The following is a 25,956-nucleotide window of genomic DNA, read 5'->3' as shown; positions in this document are numbered from 1 at the left end:
CTACTTTTCACACTCCTCGGCTTTAAATTGACCCTTCACAGCCTCTATACGTTTTGTATCCTTGTAACTACTTAACACCCCGCCCGAGCGCCACTCATACGTATTAACAGGGCTTTGGTCAATCATAGATTTAAAGTTATGTAACGTCTGACTAACCACCTTCGGCATTACAGTAGCAAACTCTTCGTTTCCTGCCTCGAAATCTGGCATACAATCAGCTAAAAGTGAATGAATAATACGGACACCCGCAGCTTTCTGAATCATATAGTTTGCATTAAAGCCACCGTACATGTTAAACGCATCTTCCCACTTACCTGAGACAATCTCCCAACCTCCGGAAACAATAGCAATCACAACCGCCTCAACCTCTTTGATTTGCTCTAATGTTTCCAGTTTACCTCTTTGCTTCACATATTTATCGATAATAGGTCTCATAGAGTTCCCGAACCCAGACTTCAACATCACCTTATTGTCTCCGCCAACGTTTTCATATAACGAACCACGCCAAACTCTTAAATCTGACTTACCGTTGATAAACATTGCAACATTTTCCCCTATTTTTCGGTAAAGCTTATCCTCATTATCTAGGTAATCTAAAACCTCTGGAAATAAACGCTCTTTTACTTCACGAGCTACATCAACACTTGTTCCTCGAGTTCCTTTATTTGCACGTATAAATGTAGTTATTTCATATCGCTTTTGTCCTAACGCATTATCAATCACTAACAAAGTAAATGGTATCTTCATTTCGCTGATATTCTTTCTTACCTCATCAGCATCCGCGATGTCTCGCTTATGTGTTAACTGCATCGCCCAATCTAACGCCTTCACCCTATACTGTTCTGCTACAATACGTACCTTATCTGAAATATGTAGCGCACCGTTCTCTACTTTCACATCTTCTTTATCAATTGCACCCATTACCTGCTCAGAATAAAAAATCAAACCTTTTCTGTCTAAAACCACATTTGCAATATCTCGGTACAATGTAGGGATTAACTCTCGCTGATATCCTGTAGGGTTTTCCTCAGCATGATGTATATCTAACGTATAGTTTTTGATTAACTCCCCTGCTGTAACCGAAAACATATAAAACTGCATGCCTAACTGGTTCACTTGAATATACTCACGTACTTCCATTCCAATCCCTCTCCCTTTGTTTGCATTTTATTGTCTATACTATACCATTTTATTATATTTTAGTCAATAATTTGTTCTCTACCAATTCAGCTTCCTTTACTTGTTGAAATTGTAACACAATCCTGTACACAAAAAAGAGCCATCTACATCAGACGACCCTTAGAACTGCCTTTACCTCTTTAAAATCTTTGATTAGCTGCCTATGTTCCTTTTCTCCTAGCGTAACCATACACGGTACTCTCTTCTGTATCCCGAATATGTTTGTTACAACATCTAGCTTTTCCCAACTATCTGCATACACTTCAATACGGATATGATGAACTCCCCACTGATTACAAAACTCTACTTTAATTGCCCGTATACTCTCTTCCTCTGACAACGCCAATAACCCGTATAGGTTGTTTTTTGCATGCTCTCCCTCATATAACCATTTGATATACCCACGCTTACTCTTCTCGTCAATAACATCCCCATAATTCTTAGGTAATCGTTCGTATGCTGTCCCATCTATTACAATGAACTTATTCGTAAGCCCACGCTCTTTTATCTTCTTAATACTCTCTATCAATCTTCCTTTGATACCTAACACACCCATCCCCCTCTTTTCAATTTATTTACATGTAGTATATAGTTTCTACTTACCTAAAAAGGACTTACCCTTATCACATATCCCGTACACCCACGTCTTACTCTTCCTTTATTTCTAGTTTCATATAAAAAAGACTATCTCTACCGATAGTCTTTTATTCACTTGGGAACTCCCCATGTTTAATATAATGTTTAACCCTGTCTACATCGTTTAAGGTTAACGTACCGAATGCTGCAGACTTATGCCACTCCCAACCAAAATCAAGTTTATTTTCTTTTACTGCATCTCTGAAAGCATCATACGTATGATTGTTAACGTTCTCTAACTTCCTTTCCACCGTGTCAGCATCCACATTGAATCCGCATATGCAGTCTGCTAACCAGGAATGGATGACATACATACCCAAACTTTTATGTAGCACATAATCCTCATCTATTTCCTTATCATAATTAGATGCAGAACCCCACTCATAATTCACCATACTCCAAGCACTATCAACCATATATTTCACACTATCTATAGCAGCATACAAATCCTCACTCGTTACGTCATCGCCCAACGCCGCTATTACTTTATCAGCTACTGGAAGCAACGACTCACGCATACTGCGAATATCTAACACATCACCCTTAAGCCATGCCGTACTCCACACCGTAGAACTATCAGCACTTGTTAAATACAATGAAATTTGCGTCACAAACTCTTTTCGCACATCCTCTAACCTATAATCCGGAGGTAGCCCCACGCCCTGTAAGTCCCTGAGCATTTTCTTTGCCCTCAGAACTGACATTTCTTTATTTCTCTCGTTTATAGAAATATACGCCTGTAATTCAAAAATTCTATTTTGAATATCCCCTACCGCTAGCACTATAACTGGAATATCTGCTTCCCTAAGCTCATTGGCTTTTTCCACATCATCTTCACTCCCAGACTTCCTATAGCTGTTTATTAAATACCGAAGTGCTGCCACATCTAAATGACCCCCTACAACCCGTAAATCCGCTTCGAATGCTACAGAAGTATCTAAATCTCGAATTGTATCTTTGTTTGTAGCCAACATTATAGTTTTTAAAACAAGGAAAATGCTGCCCATACTTTCAATCTTCTGCGCCCGCTCCCTCACATGTTTATCTGTAACCTTTGCAGCGTATCCAGTAGGGTTATCTATAGCGTTATACTCATTCCCTACACAGCTTTCCAACAATTCCTTTACCTTTACCTTAAACAAATATACCCATAAACCTTTTTTGTATGTTTTTACAAAATCACAGGTAAACATAAAACCGTCCCCTCTCTTTACTCTTGTTACGTTCAGTATACCAGTTTATTATATTTTAGTCAATAAGAAGCGAAAAACCGCAGGGCGTTAAGCTCTACGGTTTACTTTTTATTATACTAAGCCATCTACGTAACTCATGGCTGCCACTTCTGACTCAAACACGAAATCATCATTAAAAGCCGTATACTCCCCTATAAAATCATCAAATTTAGCGAGTACCCAACCTTCACCCTCAGGGTTTCGAATTACCTTATACTCTGGTACTTCATCCCCTAAATACATAACATAAATATGACGACTCACATGTTCTACAATATTCACCTCTTCCCAAGCTGCTTCCTCTTCAATAGATTCAGCATCCCCAGTAGCTACCTCAGCTCTTTGTTTATGTAATATATCAGGAATTTCAATCATATCTGCCATTTGCTGATACCCCTCTGAACCTTTAAAGTTGTGGAATGTTCCGCCCACTAACCAGTCTGTCTCGTTTACATGGCTTTTTTCTAACTTGTTTCTAAAGTCCTCAGCTACACCGCCCAGAACCTGCGGAATCTCCATTTTATCATCCAAGAAATTTACACAATCCGTTAACATGATGTGAATTGCATGAACACCCTTTGTATGTAGCAGCGTGTACCCTTCCTTGTAGCGTTTATAGTTATCGAAGGCAAATGACCACTTATACCATACAGCCTCCCAGACAGACGTTATAAGCCCTTTAAACGCTACCTCTAAACATCTCAAATCGTACACATCTCTTGGAATATCGATGACATCCAATACTTTAGACACAACCGGATATAAAGAATCCCCTAACTCATCGACAGTTGCTATATGTTCCTCCACATTTCGGTTTTCACTGCGTAACCCTCGCCACACTGTAATCCCTGCATCGGACATCATATAATCCGCTACATTTGCCGAAATCGATTTTGCTAATCCCACGTTATTTAACATGTAAACCACTCCTTATATTTAACCTAGATATTTTGGGTCGATAAGTTCCTTTTTGATATGCTTGTTTACCCAATCCACTGCCCCTTGTTCAGTAGGATAGCTGACCACACATAAGTCTTCTCCATCATACATAAAGTTCTCCTCACCATAATCACAAAGATTATCATCTACAATACGTGCCACAGCAATCGTGCCATCTTTCTGTGCATATGGCGAGTACGTTACATTATTTTCTACCGTTGTACCAAATCTCGTAGGCGTTGTAGAACCTGTATTCTCCGTATCAATCCCTACTACATCAACCTTTTCAATAACTGTAGCGAGTCCATGACTTACCAAGTCCGGTCTTACCTCATTCAGAAGCGACCACAGGTTTACCTCTAACGTTTCTCTTTCTTCTTTTGTTAAAGTCCCTTTTGTTTTTACGTTTAATCGGATTTCCACACCTTCATGGTTTTTCATACCATCACGCCCTCTGCTTAACTTTATATACTTACTATACCAATTATTTATATTTTAGTCAATATCTTTACGAAAATAAAGGGACTACCAACGAGTCCCTTTCATAAATTCCTTTATTTTTTCTACCTCTGCCTTTTGAAACACAGCGAGAGCATGACCTCTTTTTGACTCCCTCAGCACCGCTTCTGGATTTACCCCTACACACTGAGTCAATAAATTTCGGATAGACTCCATCATGTTCGGTCTTCCCCCAATTCTTATATAGTTTCTCTTCTCGTATAGGGATGCACTATCCACAAGATGCCCCTTTAAGAAACTCTTTACATACTTCTTGTCTATATTCGGCATATGTATTTCACCCTTAAGCCCTAACCCCAGCTCCTTTAACCTATCGTATATGGTTTTAGAGAAAATCCGGTCTTTATAGCTATTATCTGAAGCCGAAAACCAAATATCTTCTTTTGGTTTGTTTGTCAACTCCTCAAACACCTCTTGAATCACATGCGCCCTCCGCTTTGATGTGACCATCTGCAGCGAATACGAATCCCGATGGTCTATTATTGTTCCCGAAGAGAAAATAAGCCCCAGTATATACGCCTTTCTCTCCGAGTCAATTACATCGAAATAGTTGTCTTTTACATCATACATACGGGTTGCCTCACTATACGTTCTAATTGTTACCCCTTCCGCATTCAGATAATTTAACACTGTTTGTCGAGAAACATTTGTCTCTTTGCTAATATCGGTTAAATCATACCCGCTCTCGTACATTCTTTTAAAAGTAGGTATTAAATGTTCAAACTCCCTTTCACCTTGAATCTTTTTTACCCCTTTTTCCCTCTCTAGCACCCTTGAAACCGTTGCACAGCCTGTATTATATTGTTTTGCAATTGCAGTTTTGCTTACTCCACTTAGCCACAATCGATACCATTCTTCCACAACCTCTTTACTTGTACCATTCTCCCTCACCTTTACCTTTCCTTTTAAATTATTTCTAACTGTACCAGAAGCTACCCCATATTTACGTGCAATCGCTGCGAACGATTCCCCGCCCTCATACTCTTCTTTCCACATAGCTACCGTCTCTTTAGGTGTTCCCTTTGCCGCCATATCATCCCGTCCTTTATTAAAATTCTATTGTAAATATACCATAAGTTTATATTTTAGTCAATAAATTCCCATAAAGAAAAGGGATGCAAACGCACCCCTATTTTAACCAGTAACTTAGATTGCCTTTAACCTTCATTGGCTCCGTATCTCTTTCCGGAAACAAGCGTGTAGGATGAATTAACCCCGGCTTAACGTTCTCAAGTAACCAATCAATTGCCTCATCTTCCGTAGAGAAAATTAAGCTATAACCGTTTCTATCTGTAATGAAGTTGTCCATATCATACTCGGTCACATCTTCATCTAGAATACGTACAACATCGACCTTGCCCTCAGAAGCATATAGTCGGTATGTATCTAAATGACTACCCTCCACCTTCTCTTTCTGCAGTACTTCGTCCTTTAACCAATAGGTTCTGTTGACCGCAGGTTTGGTTAACTTATCTAGGTAGTCATCATGGATTAATTCTGTCTTTACGTTCTTCCATACCCAAGCAACTGCCTCAGCCTCGGTAGCGAATTGCAAATAATTCCCGTCTACGTCCGTCATGAAGTAATCCTCTCTACGTACTCTCGGGTCTTCACTATTTAACTCAACAATACTCATTTTACCCGCCTTAACATAAGGTCTAAAGCATACTGACGTTGTTTTAACATCTGTTCTCATATGTATCTCCCCCAATTTTTACTTTAACCAATAATCCGGATTATGTTTTGGTGACGTAGACCCCACGTTCATCTCCAATTCACGTAGTGCCTCTTTATGGTCATCATGAATTAACTCCGGTTTTACAAACAATCTCATGAAGTTGAGCGCAGCCTCTTCCGTTTCGAATTTATACTGCGTTCCTTTAGGTGTAACCAAGAATTTATCTTGGTCATAGTTGATTTCATCACTGTCACCTAAGCAAATGACCATCAGTTTGTCATCTACCTCCATAAGTTTATAGTACACCCCATCATACATTTACCCAACCCACTTTCTTTCTGTTCTTTCCTTACTATACCATTTATTTATATTTTAGTCAATATGTTTTGCAAAAGAAAAAGGATGCAAACGCACCCCATCAACGAGAGAAACCCGAAAGTGAATAAGAATCCTCATCACCCGAAATTGAACTTTCCCTATAAACCGTGTACCCCGCTCTTTCTAAATAATCCGGGTGTATTGTCTTCATTTGTAATTTAGCAGCCATCCAATTCACTGCTTCACCCTCACTATCGAAAACAAGTTCACTTCCATCAGCCTTATCCATGAATGCATACGGATTATATTCTGATATATCTCCTCCCATTATACGTACCACAGACACTTTACCCTTCTGTATATACAGTCGATACGTTACCAAATTTACCACTTCAGCTGTTACCTCTCCAAGCTCCATTTCCTGTGTGTCTCGTAACCCCTTAGATGAACCTATATGTAATACCTTTTCTTGTTTCAATACTTCTGCCTTTAACCAGTACTCTCGGTTGCTAGATGGTCTGATTAGTTTTGATACATAATCCTCATGAATTAATTCCGTTTTTATGTTATCACATAACCAATTTACTGCATCCCCCTCTGTAGCAAACTGCACGTAATTTCCCTTTGCATCTACCATAAAATTCTCATTTATATACGCAGAAGTATCTACACTGTTTACCTCTACAATACTCATTTTCCCTGCTTTCATATACGGTCTAAAACATACAGAACTTACAGCCTTCAATTTCCCCATAACCGCCTACCTCCACCTTCTTTGTCTTTGTTTTACTATACCATTTATTTATATTTTAGTCAATAAATCGTAAATAAGAAAGAGACTAGCGACCAGTCTCTTTCACAAACTCCATTATTTTTTCTACCTCATCGTTTCTATAGACAACAAGCCTATCATCTGACCCAGTAAGGCTCTTAATGGCGTCCGAGTTTACCCCCACAATCTGTATAAGCATATCACGTAACTTACCTACATTATTCGGTCTTGCAGCTACGAAGAGATTATTTAACTTTTCATCTAGCGTTACACGCCCCACAAGATAGCCACGAAGGAACTCGGAACGATATGAACCCGTAAGGTCTGGAAACGTCATTTCGCCCCTAAGACCCATCCCTATACGTTTTAAAGACTTATATAAGTTTGGAGAGAAAATGCGGTCTTTGTATTTATCCCCATCGTTCATAATATCCTCCAATTTTCTATCTGTTAACTCCCCAAATATCTCACCAATAACATGGGATTTCGTATTAGCTCCCGATACTTGCAGGGATTTTGTCCCATGATGCTCTAAAAGCGTTCCAGAAGAAAACACTAACCCTAACATATAAGCCTTTCTATCCGAATCAATAGTATCAAAATAATCTTCTTTTACCTCATGAATACGAGAAGTTTCACTGTACGTACGTGCCGTAACACCCTCATCATTTAAATAGTTCAACACCGTTTGTCTAGAAGCCCCTGTTGCTTTGCTGATATCTGTAAGGTCAGCCCCGTCCTTATACATTTGAATAAACGTAGGGGTTAAATGCGCATACTTTTTTCTTCCTGACTTTTTCTTTATACCTTTTTCTTTCGAAAGGATATTCCAAACAGTAGTTTTTGTTACATTATATTTCTTGGCAATCGCATCATTCGTCCAACCCTCTAGGTGCAGTTGATACCATTCATCCGCATACTTTTTGAACGGTGACTTCTCACGGAACTCTACAACTCCCTTAAGATGATACTTAACCGTAGTTTTATCAACATTATGTGTCTCGCCAATCTTACGTAATGAAGCCCCACTCTCGTATTCTTTCTTCCATACCGCTACATCTTCTTTTGTTATATCTCTCGATTTTGCCATCTGAACCCGTCCTTTACTGTCTTGTTGGTTATACTATACCGTTTGTTTATATTTTAGTCAACAATCCACAAAAAGAAAAAGGCTACAACAGCAGCCCAGTATGTACCTACACTTTAGTTCTTTAAATAATGTTTGGGGTTGTATTTCGGCATGAGTTTGTACAAATCGTTTATTAGTTCCAGTTTTACATTATCAAATAACCAAGCGATTGCCTCATCTTTAGTTGGGAACTGCAATGGCTTTTTATTCTCATCCACCATATAATACTCTTCTTGCTCCTTGTATGCAGCCTCGTTTTTCACAAAAAGTGCAGTTAATTTACCCGCCGACATATACAACATCCAACAGCTTTCACTCTTCTTATCTTCTAATAACCCATTCTTTTTACTTCTCCCAAACAACCCTAACAAACTGAAAACCCCCTATATTAGTTCAACCAGTAGTTCAGATTATCGCTAACCCTATCAGATGCGCTTGCTGCCGTTCTTACGTATTCTCTATGGATTAACCCATGTTTTACGTTAGCTAACATCCACTCTACCGCTGCCGGTTCAGAATAAAAGACAAGACCACTTCCATCCCTCTCGGTAATGAATTTACCCTTATCGTAGTTAGATTCATCCCCATCTTTAATACACACAACACCTACCTTGCCGTCAGTCACATATAGGCGGTACATATCTAAAGCAAACGTTTCCTCACCTAAATCGGAATCTCCCTCACCCTTTAACCAATACTCTCGGTTCTGTTTCGGGTTGATTATTTTATTTCGATAACTAGGTGCAAGTAAATCAGGTTTGATGTTCTTAAGTAACCAATCTACCGCAGCATCTTCGTTATCAAACTGCAAGATATGCCCATCTTCATCAGTCATGAAATAATCCTCTTCAAACGACTGCACTGTCTTATCTGTTAAACACAGTACATCCATTTTCCCATTCACCATATACAATCTGAAAAACATAGATTCTGCATTACCCATTGTCATGTGTTAAGCCTCCTGTATTCTAATAAATTCTTTTTCTTTTCGGAAAACTCTTCAAACGGTATACGTCCAGTAGCTAGTAGCCACTCCTGTCGCTCGATTTCAGCATCTACCCTAATTTTAGCATCCTCTCGTTTGCGTTTATCTTCAAGCGCTCGCAAGTCATCTATATTCTTTTTAAGCTCCTGTACCATATCGTACTCGTCATCCGTAAATATAACTGCATTTTTATCGTTTAATGCGATTAACAAGCTACCTCCAAATGAAGAATAGCTTCCCGGTAGAATAAAATGAATAAACCCGTTACTGAACCCTGGTTCTTTTATTTCCATATCTATCAAGTCAAGCACATCAAAAGTAACATCCCCGTTAAACCAATAATCGAGGGACGACATAAACCCAACTCTCTGAATTCGTAACGTAGTCCCATCTAGTTCAACACTTGTTTTACGCGCTCCTTTAAATTCATAGACTTTAGCCATGTTCATCCCTCGCCACCTTTACTACGCTTTTTTACGTCTATTACTTCCTAGACTTAACACATTACCGCCAACGGCTTGCTTTGTCGGCATCCCACTATCTGAAGTACTTCTTAACCCTCTTGGAGCAGAAATCCCTCGTGCCTTTTTAGCCGTCTTTTTATCCATAGGATTCTCAGCAATTTTTGCTTGCTGAAAGAGACTGTTAAAGCTACCTGCAATCGTAACTCCTTTACTCATACCATTTAAATACTTTTTAGCTAAATTCTTTGTTCCTTTTATCACTTCAAAACCAACTTGATACCCAACATCTACCATAGCATCAAGGTTTGGAATAATAACCTCGTAGTACGGCTTGCGTATATCTGAATATCTACGCTTACCTGCCCAATCAAATATATACTGGTTTTGGTTCATAAATTTTACATCATCTAAATCTTCATCTATAACTGCCTGCGAAGCCCATCTCCATGCTGCCAAACTATATTCATAATTAGATAAATTAGGGTCTTTTGGTACAGTTTTCTTATCCTGTATAATCACATCAGCACCCTCTTTTACCACAATCCCTAACAACAGTTGGTCACCGATATCTTTATAGTCAAAATAAACCTCATACATAACTATCTTCCTCTCTTACTCCTTTATGTTAGTTTCCCAGTATCTAAGCTCACCACAACGTCTTACCTGTTGAATTACCCCAACAAATTGTATCACATCAGCGTCCTTTCATACTTACACAACGGAATCAAATCCCCGATAGTCATCACCCCTTTATGACCTCTATCAGCGCCTGTCACGCATGCAAACGAAAAGGAATACCATTACACCTATTTACGTTATACAACGCCAAATGGGTACACCTATCACCAGTCCCTAATGTTTTCCCTACACACATAATACTGGATTACAAAACAAAAAACTGTACCCTTGTTATCAAAGTACAGTTTTAATCTTCTCTTTTTTCAGCTCAATTCTCTATCAGCCTATGAGTATCAACAGGTTTGTAAATACCCAAATACCACAAAATACCACAATAAGGCGTAACCCCATGAAGATGAAAATGCGTGAACCTGTATATAAGTAATCTTCAAACATACTAAATCTCGGCATTCGTTCCTCAAAGTTAAACCACCAGTTAGGTTTCATAAAAATAGATAAAACAAGTGCTATTCGAATTGCCACAGCAATCCAACCAAATATCCCTAATCCCTCGTAGAAACTTGTACCCATACGTTATTCACCCCTTAGAAACTCAGGTTTCCAACCATTTTTAACTGCTTCAAGCATCTCAAGAATCCCCTGTGCAAATCCGAACGTCCAAGGTTCATGAGCGTTTATATCCTTCTTCATTTTCTTATACACATACTCAGCAAGAGCCTGACCCATACCACACAACTCCGCAGTACTTCTTAACTGCTCCATAATAGCAGCGTTCCCTACATCTTTTGAAGATGACCTTACAGAACGATTCACCAAGAACATGTAATACACAAATTCATCATACTTAAACGCAGCGTATTTTTGCTCCTCTGCATGTTCACGAAACCAGTCAACAACACCCTCAAAATAGTTATCCCAATACTCGTAGTCTTGCGACGTGACATAGTCCTCGGGCGACATTTCCTTGTAGCTCGTAACCATATCCGCCAAGTGTCCTGTACAATTTCTTTCTGACTCATCCGCCGTCAACATAGGTAAAATCTTTACATCTTTCGGATTCAGCTTACTCCGATAAGACTCCACCACGTTCGCTAGATTACTCATTACGTACGCACCTACGTTATAGCTTGTTCCCTTCCCGTGGAAATTCTGCTTAAATACACGACTATCTCTATCTGTAAAATAACTTAACCCAAAATCGAAGCAGTCTTGGTAGTCCCCACCCTGCACTGCATAATCTGAAAGAAGTTTCCCCAATTTCGCATTGACCTTCTCCCGATTGTTTAACATCCACTGTGCTGCTTTACTACTTCTTAATGTTTGTGCAAACGGATTATCTTGTATAAATCCATTTACAATAACAACTTCCCCGTTAGCTACTTTCCATTGGCAATCTGTTAAACTGTCCCTAGTTAACGCCATCCTTACTTCCCCTCCACATTTAATCTAACAAGTCATTAACCTCTAACCTCGTAAATATTTCCTTTATTTTTAACATCAATTCATATAAGCTATCGACATCCTGCACAAATTCGCTTCCAGAGAAAACAACTTCCTCAATTTCAACGAATGTTCGATACGAAACCCCTTGTGCGTATCTGATATATCTCTCCTGCTGCTTTAAATTTAAATCGAGAAGTGGTAAACCATCCGCCCAACCAACTGCATCTAATCGTTCCTGCAGTCTTCCTTTTTCTGTAGGTACTCGCAGCACCCCTTTACGGTACGCTTGGTATACATAACTCCGATTAATTATATCTTCCCGTAGTTTATTTATCAGCCATGCAACGGTGTACCCACGGTTCTGCGTATAGTAATGCGTCATCTGAATGGTTTTTCTCTTTACATTTCCTTCGCAAATCCTATCAAACCACTCATCTAACCTGTACAGCTCATCATCTGGATATAAATCCTCTACATCCTTCGAGCTAAATACATGCCCAGAGGTGTAAAACATCTCTGCCGTGATTCGAACATCGTCCCAAGAATCCTCGTTTTGAATCATAAGGCGTATAAGACTTTTTTCCGTCTTTTGATTCTCAAAGACCGCTCCCCAACGCTTTAATAAGTTACGTAACACTTCCCGCTTATCATCAAACGTTTTTACTTTAGTTAGCGGTACAACCCGCAACCTCTTCACTTTCATTCGAATCAAGTCTTTTGCAAGGTCTCGGCTCTTAAGTTCAATTACGTACACCCTTTTTGCAGGACTTACTCGCTGCATAACCTCTACAAAACCCTTTACATTCTTCTCAACACGCAGCCAGATAATTTCCCTTCCGGCATGTAAAGATGCGTATTGAAACTGTTTTACCTTAGACAGTGTACTGTTTGTTACATCTATTCTTCTAATGGGGTACTTTAACCGTCTAGCCACATCCCGTATTCTCCACTCATGGTACGGATTATCAAGATGTATTAAGAGGATATCACCCATTTGTAGCTTAGCCATACAAAAACCCCCAACATTTCTCGGTTTCCTAATAAGTTTACTTTATAGTACCAAAAAACGTTGACGGTTTTATTTGTTTCCTTATCACTTACTGTCTACCACTGATAAACTCTATACCCGATATCCCTACTGCATGTATTTCCTTTATTTATACATTTCCAATAGATTTACAACTTCCCATAAGACATAATTTCCTCGTGTTGCTCATCGTCCTCTTTCGTCCACTCAATAACCCCTAATTCATCTGTAATATCTCCACCTAAACTTAAGTCGAGCGTAGCTTCTTTGAACTTTTCATACGGATTTGGTTCAAACATTGCCTCACCTTTTAAATCGATTCCTGCTTTTAATATCGCTTTACCAACGGATAATGCACCTTTATCTACTAGGTTCCATAAATCCTTATGATTCTTACGCAGCACATCGAACGCCATACCACGCATACGTTTCAACATATTTCCTAACACGACAATATGTTTTACATCACTACGTTTATCATAAGTTTGCTGCGCCGGAATGAATCTCCCAACTTCATAGTCATGTACAAGCTTATGGCAGTTTGCACAAAGCAGAATTAAGTTGAATTTACTATCAGACCCACCGTACTGCACTGCAATAATATGATGGACGTTAAACACACCCATGAAATCCTCTTCCCCTTTACCGTACCCACAGCACTGGCAATGTAAATCCCTAACCTCTACGGACTTACGAATCATTGGGTCAAGAATCTGGCGGTTTCCTACCGTTTGTTGCTGCTTATCTACCTGCAACTCTGTTAACTCATCCTTGCTATCTTCACGTAACTTCTCATCGATATCGTCCTCAGACATTTCAGCCTGTTGCAGCTCTTTCTCCGCTTTCTCAATCTCTTTTTCAAGCTTTTTAAACCCTTGCTCGATTGACAGCTTCCTCATATCTACCTGTCTGTAAATATCCGGGTAATCGTTCTTCATCTGGTCGATATATTGTGCCTTTAAATACTCCCCAGAACGCCAATTTAAAATACTCTCGACCATATCATTTGTGATATTTTCCTGCGTTCTCTTTAGGAAATTTGCATGGCTTAACTTTTCTGGGAATGTGTATTCCTTCATGTTATTTGTTAACGCTTCATAGAATTTAATTAGTTTTGGCGGCACTGTAGAATCCACTAACACTGGGACTTCTGTGTACCCTAGATTAATACATGCCTCTAAACGTCTTCTCCCACTCAATAACAAATAGCGGTTGTATAAAGGTCTCCCCAAAATATCGTTGTCATCTTCGTCCTTCCTAAACCCTACATGTCTATGAGGTACAACATGGATTGGTTCAAGCAGACCGAAACGATGAATATCTTCCTGTAAGGCAGCTAACTCTAAATCACCCTTCCTTACAATATCGTCCGCACTCCCAACACCTTTAATTTTATCGATTGGCACAACGTCAATCAGATATGTACCCTCATGGTTCCTCGCCTCGATGTGGTTACCTTCTTCATCCTCTAACACGTAATCCAAATTGACCTGCACGTCCGGATTACCGAATAGTTTCTCTTTTTCCTCTTTCGCCCTCGCAATTGAAGCCTCTATCTCAGCCTTTCTGAGAGCATCCTTTTCGACATCTTCGGGGGTTACTACACGTACGTCTTCTCTCACAGACCCTGTAGTTGTGTGATATTCTACCCCATCTTTAACCAGTTTTACCGGTTCTGATTTTTCTTCAACGCTAACCTCCTCTGCGAGTGTAACTTCTACATCTTCCTTAACCTCTTCACCTACACTCTCCACAGTCACAGGTTCAGCCAATTCATCACTACCGAAATTCTCAACAACAGCCGACTCTTCAATCAGTTCGTCATCTTCATCTACCGAATCATTAACCTCTTCTGCAACCTCATGAAACGAATCAATATCCTTAGACTCCTCATCGCCCAATTGACTGACAAACTCATCGCTACCGAAATCTAAACCTTCCACTTCACTTACCGACTCATTAGAGTCCCCATCTTCCATCTGACCTACAAACTCATCACTACCGAAATCAAAATCATCAGGTACATCGCTATCGCCATCATTTGTAGTATCAAACGGACTTAAATCAGCAACCTCACCAAAATCCTCAATGTCGCCTTTGCTTTCCGTTTCTAAGCCGATATCCACACCAGAATGTGAATCTGCACCTACAAACGTTTCAAACCCATTTACGCTATCCTCAGCGCCCTCTGTCACAGCATCAAACACATCAGGTATCATTTCATTATCTTCTTCTACTACATTTTCTCCTTCTTTGCTTTTCACAACATCGTCTAAAGAGAACCCTTCATCATCCTCTGCAGCTGCTCCAAACACATCGAAATCATCTTTATCGTCTGCAAAGATGTCATCCACCTCTTCATGGATTGGTACATCTTCATTAACAAGGTTTTCCACCTGTTTACTCTTCTCTTCCTCTACCAAACTACCTAATTTACTTAAGGACTCTTGCAGCCCTTCGTATCGTTCACCCATACTTACACCTCTCTATTATCCTATTAATTGAATTAAAGATTTTCCCCTTATAAAAATAAAAGGGGCTGAATCTATTTCAGCCCCTCTGTTCTTTCTATAGTCTCTTTTTACGGCAGCTAATTACCGTAAACGATTCATCTTCTCGCACTAACTTACTTGGTTTGATTCCATTATCGAGTAACATAACGCCCCAGTACTTATACTTCTTAGGAATATGTGTGTACACAACAGAGTCCCTGTGAGATAGAAACTTTCTGAACGTATCATCTACACGCTTCCTTGAATCTAAAGGAATCTCGAACGCCCCACCTATCTCGAACGCATCTCTTACAGGTTTACGCATCCCATCAATAACCTCATGAATGTTTTCTGGTGTTACCTCGCCCTCTACAATATAATCCCAGATTGCTAAGTTTTTATTATATCTTGTTACATCGAAGAAATTACCCCGTTTTCTCTGCTTCATGAGAACCGCAATACCCATACCGATTGCATCCGATTCATCGTCTGTAAACATAGTCACTAACGGGAATACCATTCCTACAAACTTCTGTACTTGCACCTTATGGTCTTTTGTTTTCACGAACTTCTCAGGCTTCGCTAACTCCGATTTCCAACGCATATGGTCAAGACCTAATACCTCAATCTCTTTATCCGTATACGAAATATCCTGTATTTTATGTTTAATGTACATTAGTGTTTCTGTTGTTATCATATTTGCTTTATCATATACTTCCTCGTGAAACACTGTACTTACTTGATACGTCTGAGCTAGCTCCCTAACCATATCCGCTAGAGCAAATCCGTACGTCCTTACTGATTCCTTTGCATCCTTCTCAACAACCCCAGACAGAATCAACCTCGAATCCCCATCAAACAATGCATACCCTGTACGTGTTGATTGGTCTAAAAACAGATAGCAAGGGTACGTAATTTTATTGAGGTCTGGCTTTACCCCAGTCTCTGCCGTTTGATTTTTCTTACGCTTGTGTACTAAGTCGTAATACTTCCGTCTATCTTTCACGATTCCTTCCCTCCAACAACTTACGGCGCTCCTCTGCTCGAATGACACTCAGCTCCCTAAGCAGCTCCCCATGTGCATCCTTCGCCGTTGTATTTCCTAACCACATACTATCTATAACCTTAAACAGCTTCATTCGGATATCTACATCCTCAACAGCGTTTATTTGTTTTGTTAAATCATTAACCTTTACCCTATACATATCCTCCGTCATACCAGAACCTCTCTGACGTTTAGAAGGGTTTATATGATTCTTCCCATATCGGCTCATGTCTCTTTTATATAAGTTAGGGATTTTAACCCCATATTTTTTAGCTAAATCCCGTATAGCACGTACCTGCGTATACCTTTCATCTTCCTGCTTTATCCTAGCATAATGAATTTCAAGTACCGTACCTTTTACACCGCAACCGAAGCAGTTTCCTGTACCCAATTCATCATCATAGAAGAACGAAGGTGACGAATCATCATGCACCATACACCTTATTTTCCCTTTTTCACCTAAATCATACCCCAGTTTGTTATCCATCAAGTACTTTGACATAGGTATTTTTTCTTTTAACTCTTCCCTGGCTTTCTGCAGCTGCTCTTCAATAATTTCCACACAATCACCGCCTTAATTCTATTGTACAAAATAAATAAGCAAGGCTCCGCACCCTGCTTATCATCTTCCTTCTGCTCGCATCTTTCTATTCATTTCGTAAATGATTTGCTTTAACCAAGAATGCGGAAGCCATGCATTAGTGAACCCATATGTTAATGACTGTTTAATCTGTACCCCACTATCAGATAACATAAACCAACCCCCAGAAGAATGACTCTCCTTAAAAGGCAACTTACTCCCAAGCTCTCGCTTGTTCTTCGCCTCTATAATATCCTGCACCCCACTGGACAGTAAATAAAATGTATCGTCTGCTTGCACCTCCACCGCATCATCCAATAGATAAAAACCAAAGTTATCATTCTTACTATCTTCAAACGGTATGTAATCCATGTAACCCTACACTCCTTGTCCTATATTTACCCAAACCAATTAACCTAGCAAGTACACCCCATACTTGCATGACCATCTTCATCTAATCTGCAATTTTAACTACACTATCGATACCTTCCAAACTACCACCCACATCATTCTTGAGCTTCACCTTATAGATTCCAGATTTTGTTGTTACTTTTTTAAAATCATCAACATCCTCTATAATCATTCTATCTCGGTCTTCTTTTAGCTCCCTTTCAAGCAGAAGATATAGCTTATTTTTATCCTCTTGATTACTCTTCTTTACCTCTTCCACCTTAGTCTCAGAAGCTTCTTTTACACCTTTACCTCTTAACTCGTTTGCAGTGTATACAACCGTACCGCAAACAAAAGTAATTAATAGACACATACATGTTCCCTGTACTGCAGCTTTACGACCGTCAGAATCAAAGCCAAAAGTAGATAATCCGATACTAAGCCAAATCACCACAATTGCCGATGCTCCCATCCACAAGATACCCTCGACCGCAAACCAAGAATCACTGTTAAAATCTATACCTAAAACACCCACACTATCACCTCACTATTACCGAGCTTACGTATTTCATCACAAGGAAGTATTTTACTTAATCCATAATCTTATCGGCATTTTCAATCTCTTGTATTTTACCTTCGCCATCATACTTAAACTTAACTTTATAGATACCGGAACTTGATGTGACTTTTTTATAACCATCTGCATCTTCTACAATCATTTTATCTTTACCTACATGTAGCTCACGTTCTAACAATACATACATTTTATTTTCTTCCTGCTTTAGCTCATCCATTTTGGCTGCTACCTTCACCTTTAAGTCTTTATCTGCATTGTCTAAACTGTAGTACGAATAAAGACTTCCCGGTACAGTAATCGCCAATAACACTACCGTCCCGATAATGGATGCCTTAATCTTATCACTATCTAGACCACCTGATGCCGATACACCCCATACTCCTATTATCGAAACTAACCCCATAGCTGCTACACCTAGAGCCATAAATAATGGGAGATTTCCCATAGTTCCTCACCTCTACTTACCTCCGTTATTTGCATCCTGACTCTTATTTAGCTCACGTAAAGCAGCTGCTTTATCTAACAACCACGAGACAAACTCATCATCCGTATTAAACTCAACAAAAGTCCCATCAATTATATTATGAGCTTCCTTTACACACTCTTCTCCGTTTCGTGTGTAAGTGACAAATACCCACCCACTGATAATTAACTCTTGTGTCGCAATTGCCACTTGAATACATTTCCCGACATTCCCCAATCCTAACACCCCATTCAACTTAATAGACCCAAGTCCTAGTAGTCATCATCGTCTGTCTCATCGACCTCTTTATCGCAGAAGTAACATTTACCTAAAGACACCTCTGCCATTACGCTCGGGTCTGCATCCCCTAAACGCATCTTACTTTGGAAAATTCTCATTTCAAAGTCATTCTTCATATCTGTATCTTGATAAAGTGTATATACATGGTCAGATGCACGGTTGATATATTGTGATTCTGTACCACCAATTTTAGAAATTTGTACTCCATCTCCACCTTTAGCTAACTCCGCCTCAGCCTCCGGCTTCAATGCATTCGGTATAATAGCAAGGAATCCAACACCCTTAAAGCTCTTAACCTCAGATTTTATCATATTTACTGCATTTGTTAATTCGTTATATCTGTTATTGCTGTCAGACGTATCTAATAGTCCAAAGTAGTCAATAACCAGAATGTCGAAATGGAAACCTTCATCCCATACTCGACTCATATAATCCCGTAACTCAGAAGCACGTAATGAACGCCCTTCGATACGTAGTCTTCCTAAGTTTTCGCTCTCTGTCATATCTGTTTCTGCTTCGACCTTAATTGGCTCTCTTTCGAAACTATATGTACCACGAATTAAATCTTTATCCGAAAGGTCTGGGTAATCTCCCCCAGTCTCTAGGATATGTCTAGCTAAGAACATTGGATATATACGAGTAGACTTCTGCTCAAACGATAGATACAACACGTTACTTCCCATAGCCATCCCGTTATACGAGATGTTAACAGCAAAACGAGTTTTACCTACCCCTGTACCCGCCTGTATCGTAATAATTTCCCCTTTATAGTAGGCTCTTGCCTCCGAATCAATTGCATCAATTCCAGAGTTTGCAACAGGCACTGAGTTTAACTCCTGCTCCTGCATCTTCCTTTGAATATCCGCTACAGAGTCCTTAGACGTATCAATAGACTCACTCAGTAAGGACTCATCTCCGTCTACTAACCCACGGATTCTATCGAATGCTTTACGTGCATACACCTGTGCATCGATTGCCCCTTTATAGAAGGTTTTCCCAATCTTTAATCCTTCATTAATAATTTGCATTTGCTTAGCTGCTACATCACGCATGGCTTCCTCTGCCCACGCATCGATATACAGATTCATGTTACCTTCCAACTCATCTTCCATAATCGGCTGCTCAACTAATGCATCATACTCTGCAAGCAAGTAATCCAGTAATTTTTCCTGTAGTTCTCTATCCGTTAACCCATCTTCTTTGAATAAACTTACACTAGGGCTGTTTACAATAACCGATAAATTGCTCAGTACGATTTGGTGGAACTGGTCATACCCCAACCGCACTTTCATCTGATTGGCTTTCTCCAAAATAGTGTACATTACCCAATATTCGTTTTTAAAGATATTTACGGGAATGCGAGAAAGTAATATACTCGTATTCTTTTTATACGGGATATCTTCATCTTCCCTCGGCAGCATGTATTTAAAAATCTCCGCCTCTGTTATTACAAATGACATACCTTAGTCCCCCTACCCTCTCGTTTGTGCTAAATGATTTCTAATGTTCATCGCCGTTGCTCCATATATTCCTTGTTGCTCTAACCGACCGAGGTCTCCCTCTTTCGTAGCTTTAACCCCTATAGCATCTGCTAAGAATGCATCGTAACGAGCTAGGTATGCTCCGTCTGTTCTCGAGATAACAAACATAGGCGTTCCCATACGTTCACAGATATCTACCGCTTCTTTTAGCACCACAATATCCGCTCTAGATGGGGAACCTCCTAGCGTTAAAAACGCCACATCTCCCGTTAACTCTTTCTTTAGTTCCCCAAACTGTCTTTTCTCAAGCAGCTCATATAAGTCTTTACTGTCTAACAACTTTGTAGGCTTTAACCCCGCACGTAACAGGTTTTTAATTGCCGTATACGCAAACCATTTCTTACCCATCATATCCGGTGCAGACACCATATAAGACTTTCTAGGAATCCCACCCATAAGTAAGGTTGCTAGCATGATATCTATAAATTCAAAGTACGTCTCCACCGTTACATCCCGTAAACTTGGAGGTATAACCATACCCTTTTCTAACTTCTTACGATTATAATTATCGAAACGAAAATACTCATTCGGTATATATTCTTCAAATAGTTTTTCTAAACTTTTTCTATCCTCAACGATAATGTCATCCTCTGTAGCGATTGTTTTCTTCCCTTTACAAACAGGACACTTTACCTTTTCCATCTTTGACCCTGTTTTAAGAAACAACCTACCACTACCGCCACATCGTTCACATTTCTCACGCACAATCATCACCTCAAACTTACAAATTAAATCTATACCTAGTATAAATGAAAAAGTGACTTGATAATCACATAATGTTATCAAGTCACTCTGTCTATCATGTTCATTGTTTTTTCAGCTTACCTACTTGGCTTTTCGCTAACTGCTCACCGCTTTTATTATCCAATATAGTAAGGCTAATATAAGAAGCACCCGTCTTTTGTAATCCTACATAATCCGCAATGTCATTAGCCCCACTTCCGGCGTTCTGTGCCAATTGCTTCTGTTCATCCTCCTCAAGGTCTAACCACCCTGCCTTATCGACAAGTACTAACACCTTAACCAAGTCACCCTCTCTATCCTTCTTACCAAACTCAGCACGGTAACCCATTACAACACCGTTACCGACAGTCCCTGCAGGTTCTTTAACATTTAGACCACTTGTAAGTCTATCAATTAACATGTAAGCCTCAGACACCTCAGAGCCTGTTGTTTTTATTTCCTGCTTCACACCGTTTTTAGCCGCATCCCCGACCTTCTGCCCAAAGATTAAATCGTTCAACGAACCAATAACCAGAATAGAAATTGCTACGATTGCCAACCACAGCAAAGAGTTTGCCCTCTTAACTGCCTTCTCAGCGTCCCTATTTACCCTCTTTTTTCTAGGCTCCTGCTTCTTTTTTCTTGCAGGACTCGGTCTTTTTTGTCCTTTTGCTTGGCTTTTCTCATCTTTATTAAACAGCCCCATATACGTTCCTCCTACACAAATAAAGACCCCCTCACGGGAGCCTCTACTTTAAAATCTTCGTAAACGTGATAATACGCTCTGCCACTTACTTGCTCGTATATAAGCGTTTCTATCCATTGCTAACACGCTATTTCTATGATTCCCATTCGAACTAAATAGCGCAAACGTATCGGGAGCAGTCATTCCTTTCCCTGTATACGTTTCTTCAATGTATTTAGCCATCAATACGAGTGTAATCAGCCCCACATCACGTAACGCCCCACCTACATTAATAAACTCATATCCATCATCTTTCGGCTTTCTAGCCCCCACATAAGGTAAACCACCCTCGGCATCGTAAAGATTTACTCGGTACTTATTTTCCGCCGAACCTTTAACCTGCCCGTAGATATGTAATAACTCATCTTGAATCCCCAGTAACGTTTCTGTAGCAATTTGACTCATATCTTCCGTCGCAACCACACCAGATTCCTCTAGCTCACGATTAAGCCTTGTCATTACGTACCCTCTAAATAAATCGAGAACCACAACACCTGTCACGTTTAATGCAATGTTATCGGCTTTCCATACGATATCATGCGTTCCATCTTCATTTACCTGTACTTTGCAGTCCACTACCGCTACATGACCTCGATTTTGTTGTGCTAACAATGGGTTGCATGACGTTTGCTGCGGAGGTCTTGTAAACGTAGATGCAGGTACATCAAAATCCTCATTCACACTCTCCATATCTTCATCTATCTCAACGTCCCCAAAATCGAAAATTTCATCCGAATCTCCCGTGTTTTCAACTGCTTCCTCTTCGTTACCCGTACCCGCATCAAGCGGGATGATATCAGAAAACAAAGCCTCTACTGCCGCTCTATCATGAAATTCTACATTACTATCCGTCCCAAAAAATTTGCTTAATCCATCTTGATTTCTATTGTTATCTTCATTGTTTGATTGACTCATTGTTCCACATCCCTGCCTTATTTGTTACCCTCAGTATACACGACTTTAACCGCTTGTTGTTTCGCTTTATTATCAACAAAAAAGACGATTAGCGCCCGCTACCGTCCCTGGTTTTATTTATACAACCCCTTAACCCTTTGGACTCCCAAAGAACTTCTCTTCGCACGAATCACAGAAGACAGGCTCTATAGGCATCCCAAAACAGCCACACTCATACCCATTACAGCACATCTTCGGTTCGTAATCCTTTTCTACTTTTGTAAAAGACCCACAACCATCGCAAATCCAAGGCTTCATTTTTATCTTTGTTTTTCTCCACCGTTGTTTCATAATTGAACCCTCCATATTTTCATATAGCAGAAAGAAGCAGTTCCTTATACATACTGCTTCTTGTTTACTTTATTTTTATATAAGCTATCAGCCGTCACCTCGGCGTCCCCACACTTGGTGCATACACCCGACTGCGCCTTTCTTCCACGATATACAAGTACCCTTACATTGTGTCTACTACCACAATACTTACACCTTTCACCATCGTGTGCATCTTGCCAAAGAAAACCGTTCATACTCATCGACCTCCGATTTAAGTTGTATTTAGTATACCAAATTATTATATTTTAGTCAATAGTTTTTGATAAATAAAGGAGCTAATCGCCCCCGTTTATTACTTTCTTAACCCAAAGTAGCTGTTTATAAATTCAGCAACTTCCAAAGCAGTCCCTTTCGCCATCTTCGTTTCTTCTTCCCCGTAATTGAACCCAACAATCGTAAACACACCATCACCAATTCGTTTAACTTTAAATATATCTAAAACAATCTCCGATGTTTTAATACCTTCTATTTTTTCAGTTGTAATCATAATGTGTTCCTCCTAAATGTTATGGTTGTTCTAACTGGTTTAAATATACCATTTTATTATATTTTAGTCAATAATATGAAGAAAAAACAGGAGGTAACTGCCACTCCTGTTTCGTTTACTTACTTTACTTTTCATAACCCCTTTACTGTAGCTACATTAGGGAACAATGACAATACTGGAACCCTATATCCTCTCAGTTTAAATTCGTAGTCTTTCCCTTTATGTACCGTAGCCTGCACATCTGCCGAATCGAACTTAAACATAAGTACACTATCGCTATTCTGAACCACCTGTTCCACACCATTATCCTTCTTTACAACAATGAAGAAGCCATCTTTCTCTTGCTCCTTATCCCATTTCGTATACTTATCGACCACCTGACCCTTTACTGTCGTCACATGGGTATAGTTAATAACCTCGCCAATAATCACTAAAGGTATAAGAACTATAACCAACTTAACTACCCAATTACGTCGCATAAATACCCTCCTATTGCTATTTTATAGAACGTCACGTAAGCCAAGAACATACTCTAATGTCTTAACTCTTTCAGCCCAAATTCGGTAGTTGTCCTCATAGTCCCTACGCTGACCATCAAACTCTTCCGCTACTAAATTAGAAAACCTAATTTTCCAAAAGTCTCTTTTCGCTTTACAACTTTCCAATTCTTCATTTATCTTTTCTTCCGTTCTCATAATCAGCACCTCATCTACTTGTTTTGTACAGTCACAAATCCGAAAACACAATACAAGGAGGGAATACACCCTCCCATCCCTTACTTCATCTCTAACCAGATACCTGCAGCACTAAATAAAATAAGAAACGCACCTAAAATCTTTACTAGCTTACTGTCTTCTAATAAACAACCTAACCCAATCAATAAACTAAGCATCTGTATGCACCCCCTTATTTTATATATCTCCGTGCGCCTACCTACTATCAGTCAATTACTCAAATATCTCAGTCTACCTTTACTCTACGAGCAACGACTCCAAGTCCGGAGCATATATGTAGTCTTGAAACGGTACGACCGTAGGCTCTGTGATAGGTACGTCTTTTGTTAACGTTTCAGAAATGACCGTATCGCTTCTGAACACTGACCTGTTTTGGTGTAGTTTGACTTGGTACGTGATTTTATCTATTAATCCGGTCTTTGCATCAAAAGAGATACCCACGACCTTATGTTCTTCTCCAAATATTTTAATTTTAGGCTGCTTCATTATTTACACCCCTCCGACTTTTCTTCTTGCTCCTTATCGTTTAGTAGCGCTGATTCTTCGCACTCCCAACATCGAAACAAACACTCTACATTGGAATGAATCATGACCGACAACCCTTCTTTTAGGTTATGTCGTTTATTAACCTCTTTATCTAAATTTACAGTGTTCCCACAAGAATTGCAGATTACCGTAAAGCCTTTCATAGTAGCACCCCTATTTATTAGTTTTATATTATTAAATTTTATACCACTTTATTATATTTTAGTCAATATTTGTACACGACTAAACACTACTTAACTCTTAAAAACGCATATATTACAACAACCACCAGTGATAAGAATGCGACACCAAGCAAACCTAAGATATTTGAAAGCATTTCAGGCATTGTATTCATCGTTACCCCTCCTAAGGTTATTTTCTAATTTCCTTTGCTTAACTTTCTATCTTAAGTATACCACTTTATTATATTTTAGTCAATAGTATGCGAAAAAGAGAGCGCTACCACACTCTCTACCGCCACTTATCCTCAATTTTACGTATCTAAATATCCCATTTCTCTTTCATGTTCCCGTTCCTCGATTCGGTCAAGTTCGTTTTGGTAACCAACCATCCTCGTTTCCCAGTATGTAAGTAACCGTCTATTGTAGTCGGTATCGAATTTCTTACACACCTCTTTCATTTCTTTAACCTTATCCTTGCAGGTTTTCACCATTCTCATTAGATGCTCTTTTGAGTTTACCATAGACACCTCCTACCTTCCTCTACTTATCTTCCCCTATAAATTCCTCTTCATTATCATAAAATCTCATATCAGAATCGCTTGTAATGGTATAAACTAAACCATCTGTGAACGTGATACTTATAGTCCTCACATCGTCCTGTATACAAAATGAAGCAACCTCTATCATTTTCCCCGCAAACGGTGGTAAGTCATTTACTAACGATGTACCTCCTGCATAGAATCGTATATCAGAATCGCTTGTAATATAAAGTACATCTTCATCTGTGAATGTAAAATGTAGGATTCTTTCTCCCTCAAAAATACAAAATGAAGTGAATTCTATTTCTTTTCCACCAACTGGCTGTAAGTCATTTACCCACATCGTAATCCCACCTTTTACTAAACTTATCTACTTAATTCACTAC

The 25,956-nt window shown here is 39.4% G+C and carries 37 protein-coding genes; all 37 read right to left on the bottom strand.

The window, feature by feature from the left end:
• Positions 1-1,140, bottom strand: coding sequence for a hypothetical protein (locus ACTFR8_RS23170; RefSeq protein ID WP_440028207.1), 1,140 nt, complete (start codon positions 1,138-1,140; stop codon positions 1-3).
• Between the two features lie 148 nt (positions 1,141-1,288).
• Positions 1,289-1,729, bottom strand: coding sequence for a hypothetical protein (locus ACTFR8_RS23165; RefSeq protein WP_440028204.1), 441 nt, complete (start codon positions 1,727-1,729; stop codon positions 1,289-1,291).
• A gap of 154 nt (positions 1,730-1,883) precedes the next feature.
• Positions 1,884-3,008 carry a hypothetical protein gene (locus ACTFR8_RS23160; RefSeq protein WP_440028202.1) on the bottom strand — a complete coding sequence of 375 codons (1,125 nt, stop codon included), beginning with the start codon at positions 3,006-3,008 and terminating at the stop codon, positions 1,884-1,886.
• Between the two features lie 111 nt (positions 3,009-3,119).
• Positions 3,120-3,965, bottom strand: coding sequence for a hypothetical protein (locus ACTFR8_RS23155; protein WP_440028199.1), 846 nt, complete (start codon positions 3,963-3,965; stop codon positions 3,120-3,122).
• 18 nt (positions 3,966-3,983) lie between these two features.
• Positions 3,984-4,427 carry a hypothetical protein gene (locus ACTFR8_RS23150; RefSeq protein ID WP_440028197.1) on the bottom strand — a complete coding sequence of 148 codons (444 nt, stop codon included), beginning with the start codon at positions 4,425-4,427 and terminating at the stop codon, positions 3,984-3,986.
• An 84-nt stretch (positions 4,428-4,511) separates the two neighbouring features.
• Positions 4,512-5,537 (bottom strand): helix-turn-helix domain-containing protein, encoded by a 1,026-nt coding sequence (locus ACTFR8_RS23145; RefSeq protein WP_440028194.1) that lies wholly within the window; start codon positions 5,535-5,537, stop codon positions 4,512-4,514.
• 97 nt (positions 5,538-5,634) lie between these two features.
• Positions 5,635-6,201: a hypothetical protein gene (locus ACTFR8_RS23140; RefSeq protein WP_440028192.1), complete on the bottom strand. Its 567-nt coding sequence runs from the start codon at positions 6,199-6,201 to the stop codon at positions 5,635-5,637.
• Between the two features lie 18 nt (positions 6,202-6,219).
• On the bottom strand, positions 6,220-6,501 hold the full coding sequence (locus tag ACTFR8_RS23135; RefSeq protein ID WP_440028189.1) for a hypothetical protein: 282 nt from the start codon (positions 6,499-6,501) through the stop codon (positions 6,220-6,222).
• A gap of 100 nt (positions 6,502-6,601) precedes the next feature.
• Positions 6,602-7,255 (bottom strand): hypothetical protein, encoded by a 654-nt coding sequence (locus ACTFR8_RS23130; protein ID WP_440028187.1) that lies wholly within the window; start codon positions 7,253-7,255, stop codon positions 6,602-6,604.
• 85 nt (positions 7,256-7,340) lie between these two features.
• Positions 7,341-8,363: an endonuclease gene (locus ACTFR8_RS23125; protein WP_440028185.1), complete on the bottom strand. Its 1,023-nt coding sequence runs from the start codon at positions 8,361-8,363 to the stop codon at positions 7,341-7,343.
• Positions 8,364-8,476: 113 nt separating this feature from the next.
• Positions 8,477-8,773: a hypothetical protein gene (locus ACTFR8_RS23120; RefSeq protein ID WP_440028182.1), complete on the bottom strand. Its 297-nt coding sequence runs from the start codon at positions 8,771-8,773 to the stop codon at positions 8,477-8,479.
• Positions 8,774-8,790: 17 nt separating this feature from the next.
• Positions 8,791-9,351: a hypothetical protein gene (locus ACTFR8_RS23115; RefSeq protein ID WP_440028179.1), complete on the bottom strand. Its 561-nt coding sequence runs from the start codon at positions 9,349-9,351 to the stop codon at positions 8,791-8,793.
• On the bottom strand, positions 9,348-9,836 hold the full coding sequence (locus ACTFR8_RS23110) for a DUF4429 domain-containing protein (RefSeq protein ID WP_440028177.1): 489 nt from the start codon (positions 9,834-9,836) through the stop codon (positions 9,348-9,350). The genes ACTFR8_RS23115 and ACTFR8_RS23110 overlap by 4 nt, the downstream gene beginning before the upstream one ends.
• A 15-nt stretch (positions 9,837-9,851) precedes the next feature.
• Positions 9,852-10,448: a hypothetical protein gene (locus ACTFR8_RS23105; protein ID WP_440028175.1), complete on the bottom strand. Its 597-nt coding sequence runs from the start codon at positions 10,446-10,448 to the stop codon at positions 9,852-9,854.
• Positions 10,449-10,808: 360 nt separating this feature from the next.
• A complete protein-coding gene (locus tag ACTFR8_RS23100) occupies positions 10,809-11,060 on the bottom strand; it encodes a hypothetical protein (protein ID WP_221660394.1) in 252 nt (83 codons plus the stop codon).
• Positions 11,061-11,063: 3 nt separating this feature from the next.
• Positions 11,064-11,912, bottom strand: coding sequence for a hypothetical protein (locus ACTFR8_RS23095; protein ID WP_440028172.1), 849 nt, complete (start codon positions 11,910-11,912; stop codon positions 11,064-11,066).
• A gap of 19 nt (positions 11,913-11,931) precedes the next feature.
• Positions 11,932-12,942, bottom strand: a complete 1,011-nt coding sequence (locus ACTFR8_RS23090) for a hypothetical protein (protein WP_440028170.1) — start codon at positions 12,940-12,942, stop codon at positions 11,932-11,934.
• Between the two features lie 167 nt (positions 12,943-13,109).
• The gene (locus ACTFR8_RS23085; protein WP_440028167.1) at positions 13,110-15,434 is read right to left on the bottom strand and encodes an HNH endonuclease; all 2,325 of its coding nucleotides are present in this window, start codon (positions 15,432-15,434) and stop codon (positions 13,110-13,112) included.
• Positions 15,435-15,528: 94 nt separating this feature from the next.
• Positions 15,529-16,458 (bottom strand): hypothetical protein, encoded by a 930-nt coding sequence (locus ACTFR8_RS23080; protein ID WP_440028164.1) that lies wholly within the window; start codon positions 16,456-16,458, stop codon positions 15,529-15,531.
• Positions 16,448-17,059: a CHC2 zinc finger domain-containing protein gene (locus ACTFR8_RS23075; protein WP_440028161.1), complete on the bottom strand. Its 612-nt coding sequence runs from the start codon at positions 17,057-17,059 to the stop codon at positions 16,448-16,450. Before ACTFR8_RS23075 ends, ACTFR8_RS23080 begins: the two co-directional genes overlap by 11 nt.
• A 60-nt stretch (positions 17,060-17,119) precedes the next feature.
• Positions 17,120-17,449: a hypothetical protein gene (locus ACTFR8_RS23070; protein ID WP_221660388.1), complete on the bottom strand. Its 330-nt coding sequence runs from the start codon at positions 17,447-17,449 to the stop codon at positions 17,120-17,122.
• A gap of 82 nt (positions 17,450-17,531) precedes the next feature.
• The gene (locus ACTFR8_RS23065; RefSeq protein WP_440028158.1) at positions 17,532-17,939 is read right to left on the bottom strand and encodes a hypothetical protein; all 408 of its coding nucleotides are present in this window, start codon (positions 17,937-17,939) and stop codon (positions 17,532-17,534) included.
• Between the two features lie 118 nt (positions 17,940-18,057).
• On the bottom strand, positions 18,058-18,489 hold the full coding sequence (locus ACTFR8_RS23060; RefSeq protein ID WP_221660387.1) for a hypothetical protein: 432 nt from the start codon (positions 18,487-18,489) through the stop codon (positions 18,058-18,060).
• Between the two features lie 12 nt (positions 18,490-18,501).
• A complete protein-coding gene (locus ACTFR8_RS23055) occupies positions 18,502-18,744 on the bottom strand; it encodes a hypothetical protein (protein WP_221660386.1) in 243 nt (80 codons plus the stop codon).
• Positions 18,745-18,779: 35 nt separating this feature from the next.
• On the bottom strand, positions 18,780-20,267 hold the full coding sequence (locus tag ACTFR8_RS23050) for a DnaB-like helicase C-terminal domain-containing protein (protein ID WP_221660385.1): 1,488 nt from the start codon (positions 20,265-20,267) through the stop codon (positions 18,780-18,782).
• 12 nt (positions 20,268-20,279) lie between these two features.
• Positions 20,280-21,053: a hypothetical protein gene (locus ACTFR8_RS23045; protein WP_440028154.1), complete on the bottom strand. Its 774-nt coding sequence runs from the start codon at positions 21,051-21,053 to the stop codon at positions 20,280-20,282.
• 100 nt (positions 21,054-21,153) lie between these two features.
• A complete protein-coding gene (locus ACTFR8_RS23040) occupies positions 21,154-21,777 on the bottom strand; it encodes a hypothetical protein (RefSeq protein ID WP_440028151.1) in 624 nt (207 codons plus the stop codon).
• Positions 21,778-21,825: 48 nt separating this feature from the next.
• On the bottom strand, positions 21,826-22,731 hold the full coding sequence (locus ACTFR8_RS23035) for a hypothetical protein (RefSeq protein ID WP_440028148.1): 906 nt from the start codon (positions 22,729-22,731) through the stop codon (positions 21,826-21,828).
• 129 nt (positions 22,732-22,860) lie between these two features.
• Positions 22,861-23,061: a hypothetical protein gene (locus tag ACTFR8_RS23030; protein ID WP_221660381.1), complete on the bottom strand. Its 201-nt coding sequence runs from the start codon at positions 23,059-23,061 to the stop codon at positions 22,861-22,863.
• Positions 23,062-23,105: 44 nt separating this feature from the next.
• Complete coding sequence (locus ACTFR8_RS23025) at positions 23,106-23,297, bottom strand: hypothetical protein (RefSeq protein ID WP_440028145.1); 192 nt, start codon at positions 23,295-23,297, stop codon at positions 23,106-23,108.
• 98 nt (positions 23,298-23,395) lie between these two features.
• Positions 23,396-23,590: a hypothetical protein gene (locus tag ACTFR8_RS23020; RefSeq protein WP_221660379.1), complete on the bottom strand. Its 195-nt coding sequence runs from the start codon at positions 23,588-23,590 to the stop codon at positions 23,396-23,398.
• A 131-nt stretch (positions 23,591-23,721) separates the two neighbouring features.
• The gene (locus ACTFR8_RS23015; RefSeq protein ID WP_440028141.1) at positions 23,722-24,069 is read right to left on the bottom strand and encodes a hypothetical protein; all 348 of its coding nucleotides are present in this window, start codon (positions 24,067-24,069) and stop codon (positions 23,722-23,724) included.
• A 21-nt stretch (positions 24,070-24,090) separates the two neighbouring features.
• Complete coding sequence (locus ACTFR8_RS23010) at positions 24,091-24,285, bottom strand: hypothetical protein (RefSeq protein ID WP_440028138.1); 195 nt, start codon at positions 24,283-24,285, stop codon at positions 24,091-24,093.
• A 276-nt stretch (positions 24,286-24,561) separates the two neighbouring features.
• Positions 24,562-24,765, bottom strand: coding sequence for a hypothetical protein (locus ACTFR8_RS23005; RefSeq protein ID WP_440028135.1), 204 nt, complete (start codon positions 24,763-24,765; stop codon positions 24,562-24,564).
• Between the two features lie 44 nt (positions 24,766-24,809).
• On the bottom strand, positions 24,810-25,013 hold the full coding sequence (locus ACTFR8_RS23000; RefSeq protein ID WP_221660375.1) for a hypothetical protein: 204 nt from the start codon (positions 25,011-25,013) through the stop codon (positions 24,810-24,812).
• A 329-nt stretch (positions 25,014-25,342) separates the two neighbouring features.
• Positions 25,343-25,558, bottom strand: a complete 216-nt coding sequence (locus ACTFR8_RS22995) for a hypothetical protein (protein ID WP_440028132.1) — start codon at positions 25,556-25,558, stop codon at positions 25,343-25,345.
• A gap of 13 nt (positions 25,559-25,571) precedes the next feature.
• The gene (locus ACTFR8_RS22990; protein ID WP_221660373.1) at positions 25,572-25,913 is read right to left on the bottom strand and encodes a hypothetical protein; all 342 of its coding nucleotides are present in this window, start codon (positions 25,911-25,913) and stop codon (positions 25,572-25,574) included.
• Between the last annotated feature and the right edge of the window lie 43 nt (positions 25,914-25,956).

This window comes from Bacillus cereus group sp. MYBK15-3, from assembly GCF_051916765.1.
Taxonomy (GTDB): Bacteria; Bacillota; Bacilli; order Bacillales; family Bacillaceae_G; genus Bacillus_A; species Bacillus_A cereus.
This window is presented reverse-complemented; position numbering and strand designations above follow the sequence as displayed.

Coding starts and splice junctions, on each gene's coding strand:
- ACTFR8_RS23170 (WP_440028207.1), bottom strand. CDS start 1,140: ATGGAAGTACGTGAGTATATTCAAGTGAACCAGTTAGGCATGCAGTTT.
- ACTFR8_RS23160 (WP_440028202.1), bottom strand. CDS start 3,008: ATGTTTACCTGTGATTTTGTAAAAACATACAAAAAAGGTTTATGGGTA.
- ACTFR8_RS23155 (WP_440028199.1), bottom strand. CDS start 3,965: ATGTTAAATAACGTGGGATTAGCAAAATCGATTTCGGCAAATGTAGCG.
- ACTFR8_RS23150 (WP_440028197.1), bottom strand. CDS start 4,427: ATGAAAAACCATGAAGGTGTGGAAATCCGATTAAACGTAAAAACAAAA.
- ACTFR8_RS23145 (WP_440028194.1), bottom strand. CDS start 5,537: ATGGCGGCAAAGGGAACACCTAAAGAGACGGTAGCTATGTGGAAAGAA.
- ACTFR8_RS23140 (WP_440028192.1), bottom strand. CDS start 6,201: ATGAGAACAGATGTTAAAACAACGTCAGTATGCTTTAGACCTTATGTT.
- ACTFR8_RS23135 (WP_440028189.1), bottom strand. CDS start 6,501: ATGTATGATGGGGTGTACTATAAACTTATGGAGGTAGATGACAAACTG.
- ACTFR8_RS23130 (WP_440028187.1), bottom strand. CDS start 7,255: ATGGGGAAATTGAAGGCTGTAAGTTCTGTATGTTTTAGACCGTATATG.
- ACTFR8_RS23125 (WP_440028185.1), bottom strand. CDS start 8,363: ATGGCAAAATCGAGAGATATAACAAAAGAAGATGTAGCGGTATGGAAG.
- ACTFR8_RS23115 (WP_440028179.1), bottom strand. CDS start 9,351: ATGACAATGGGTAATGCAGAATCTATGTTTTTCAGATTGTATATGGTG.
- ACTFR8_RS23110 (WP_440028177.1), bottom strand. CDS start 9,836: ATGAACATGGCTAAAGTCTATGAATTTAAAGGAGCGCGTAAAACAAGT.
- ACTFR8_RS23105 (WP_440028175.1), bottom strand. CDS start 10,448: ATGTATGAGGTTTATTTTGACTATAAAGATATCGGTGACCAACTGTTG.
- ACTFR8_RS23100 (WP_221660394.1), bottom strand. CDS start 11,060: ATGGGTACAAGTTTCTACGAGGGATTAGGGATATTTGGTTGGATTGCT.
- ACTFR8_RS23095 (WP_440028172.1), bottom strand. CDS start 11,912: ATGGCGTTAACTAGGGACAGTTTAACAGATTGCCAATGGAAAGTAGCT.
- ACTFR8_RS23090 (WP_440028170.1), bottom strand. CDS start 12,942: ATGGCTAAGCTACAAATGGGTGATATCCTCTTAATACATCTTGATAAT.
- ACTFR8_RS23085 (WP_440028167.1), bottom strand. CDS start 15,434: ATGGGTGAACGATACGAAGGGCTGCAAGAGTCCTTAAGTAAATTAGGT.
- ACTFR8_RS23070 (WP_221660388.1), bottom strand. CDS start 17,449: ATGGATTACATACCGTTTGAAGATAGTAAGAATGATAACTTTGGTTTT.
- ACTFR8_RS23065 (WP_440028158.1), bottom strand. CDS start 17,939: ATGGGAGCATCGGCAATTGTGGTGATTTGGCTTAGTATCGGATTATCT.
- ACTFR8_RS23060 (WP_221660387.1), bottom strand. CDS start 18,489: ATGGGAAATCTCCCATTATTTATGGCTCTAGGTGTAGCAGCTATGGGG.
- ACTFR8_RS23050 (WP_221660385.1), bottom strand. CDS start 20,267: ATGTCATTTGTAATAACAGAGGCGGAGATTTTTAAATACATGCTGCCG.
- ACTFR8_RS23040 (WP_440028151.1), bottom strand. CDS start 21,777: ATGGGGCTGTTTAATAAAGATGAGAAAAGCCAAGCAAAAGGACAAAAA.
- ACTFR8_RS23035 (WP_440028148.1), bottom strand. CDS start 22,731: ATGAGTCAATCAAACAATGAAGATAACAATAGAAATCAAGATGGATTA.
- ACTFR8_RS23030 (WP_221660381.1), bottom strand. CDS start 23,061: ATGAAACAACGGTGGAGAAAAACAAAGATAAAAATGAAGCCTTGGATT.
- ACTFR8_RS23025 (WP_440028145.1), bottom strand. CDS start 23,297: ATGAACGGTTTTCTTTGGCAAGATGCACACGATGGTGAAAGGTGTAAG.
- ACTFR8_RS23020 (WP_221660379.1), bottom strand. CDS start 23,590: ATGATTACAACTGAAAAAATAGAAGGTATTAAAACATCGGAGATTGTT.
- ACTFR8_RS23015 (WP_440028141.1), bottom strand. CDS start 24,069: ATGCGACGTAATTGGGTAGTTAAGTTGGTTATAGTTCTTATACCTTTA.
- ACTFR8_RS23010 (WP_440028138.1), bottom strand. CDS start 24,285: ATGAGAACGGAAGAAAAGATAAATGAAGAATTGGAAAGTTGTAAAGCG.
- ACTFR8_RS23000 (WP_221660375.1), bottom strand. CDS start 25,013: ATGAAAGGCTTTACGGTAATCTGCAATTCTTGTGGGAACACTGTAAAT.
- ACTFR8_RS22990 (WP_221660373.1), bottom strand. CDS start 25,913: ATGTGGGTAAATGACTTACAGCCAGTTGGTGGAAAAGAAATAGAATTC.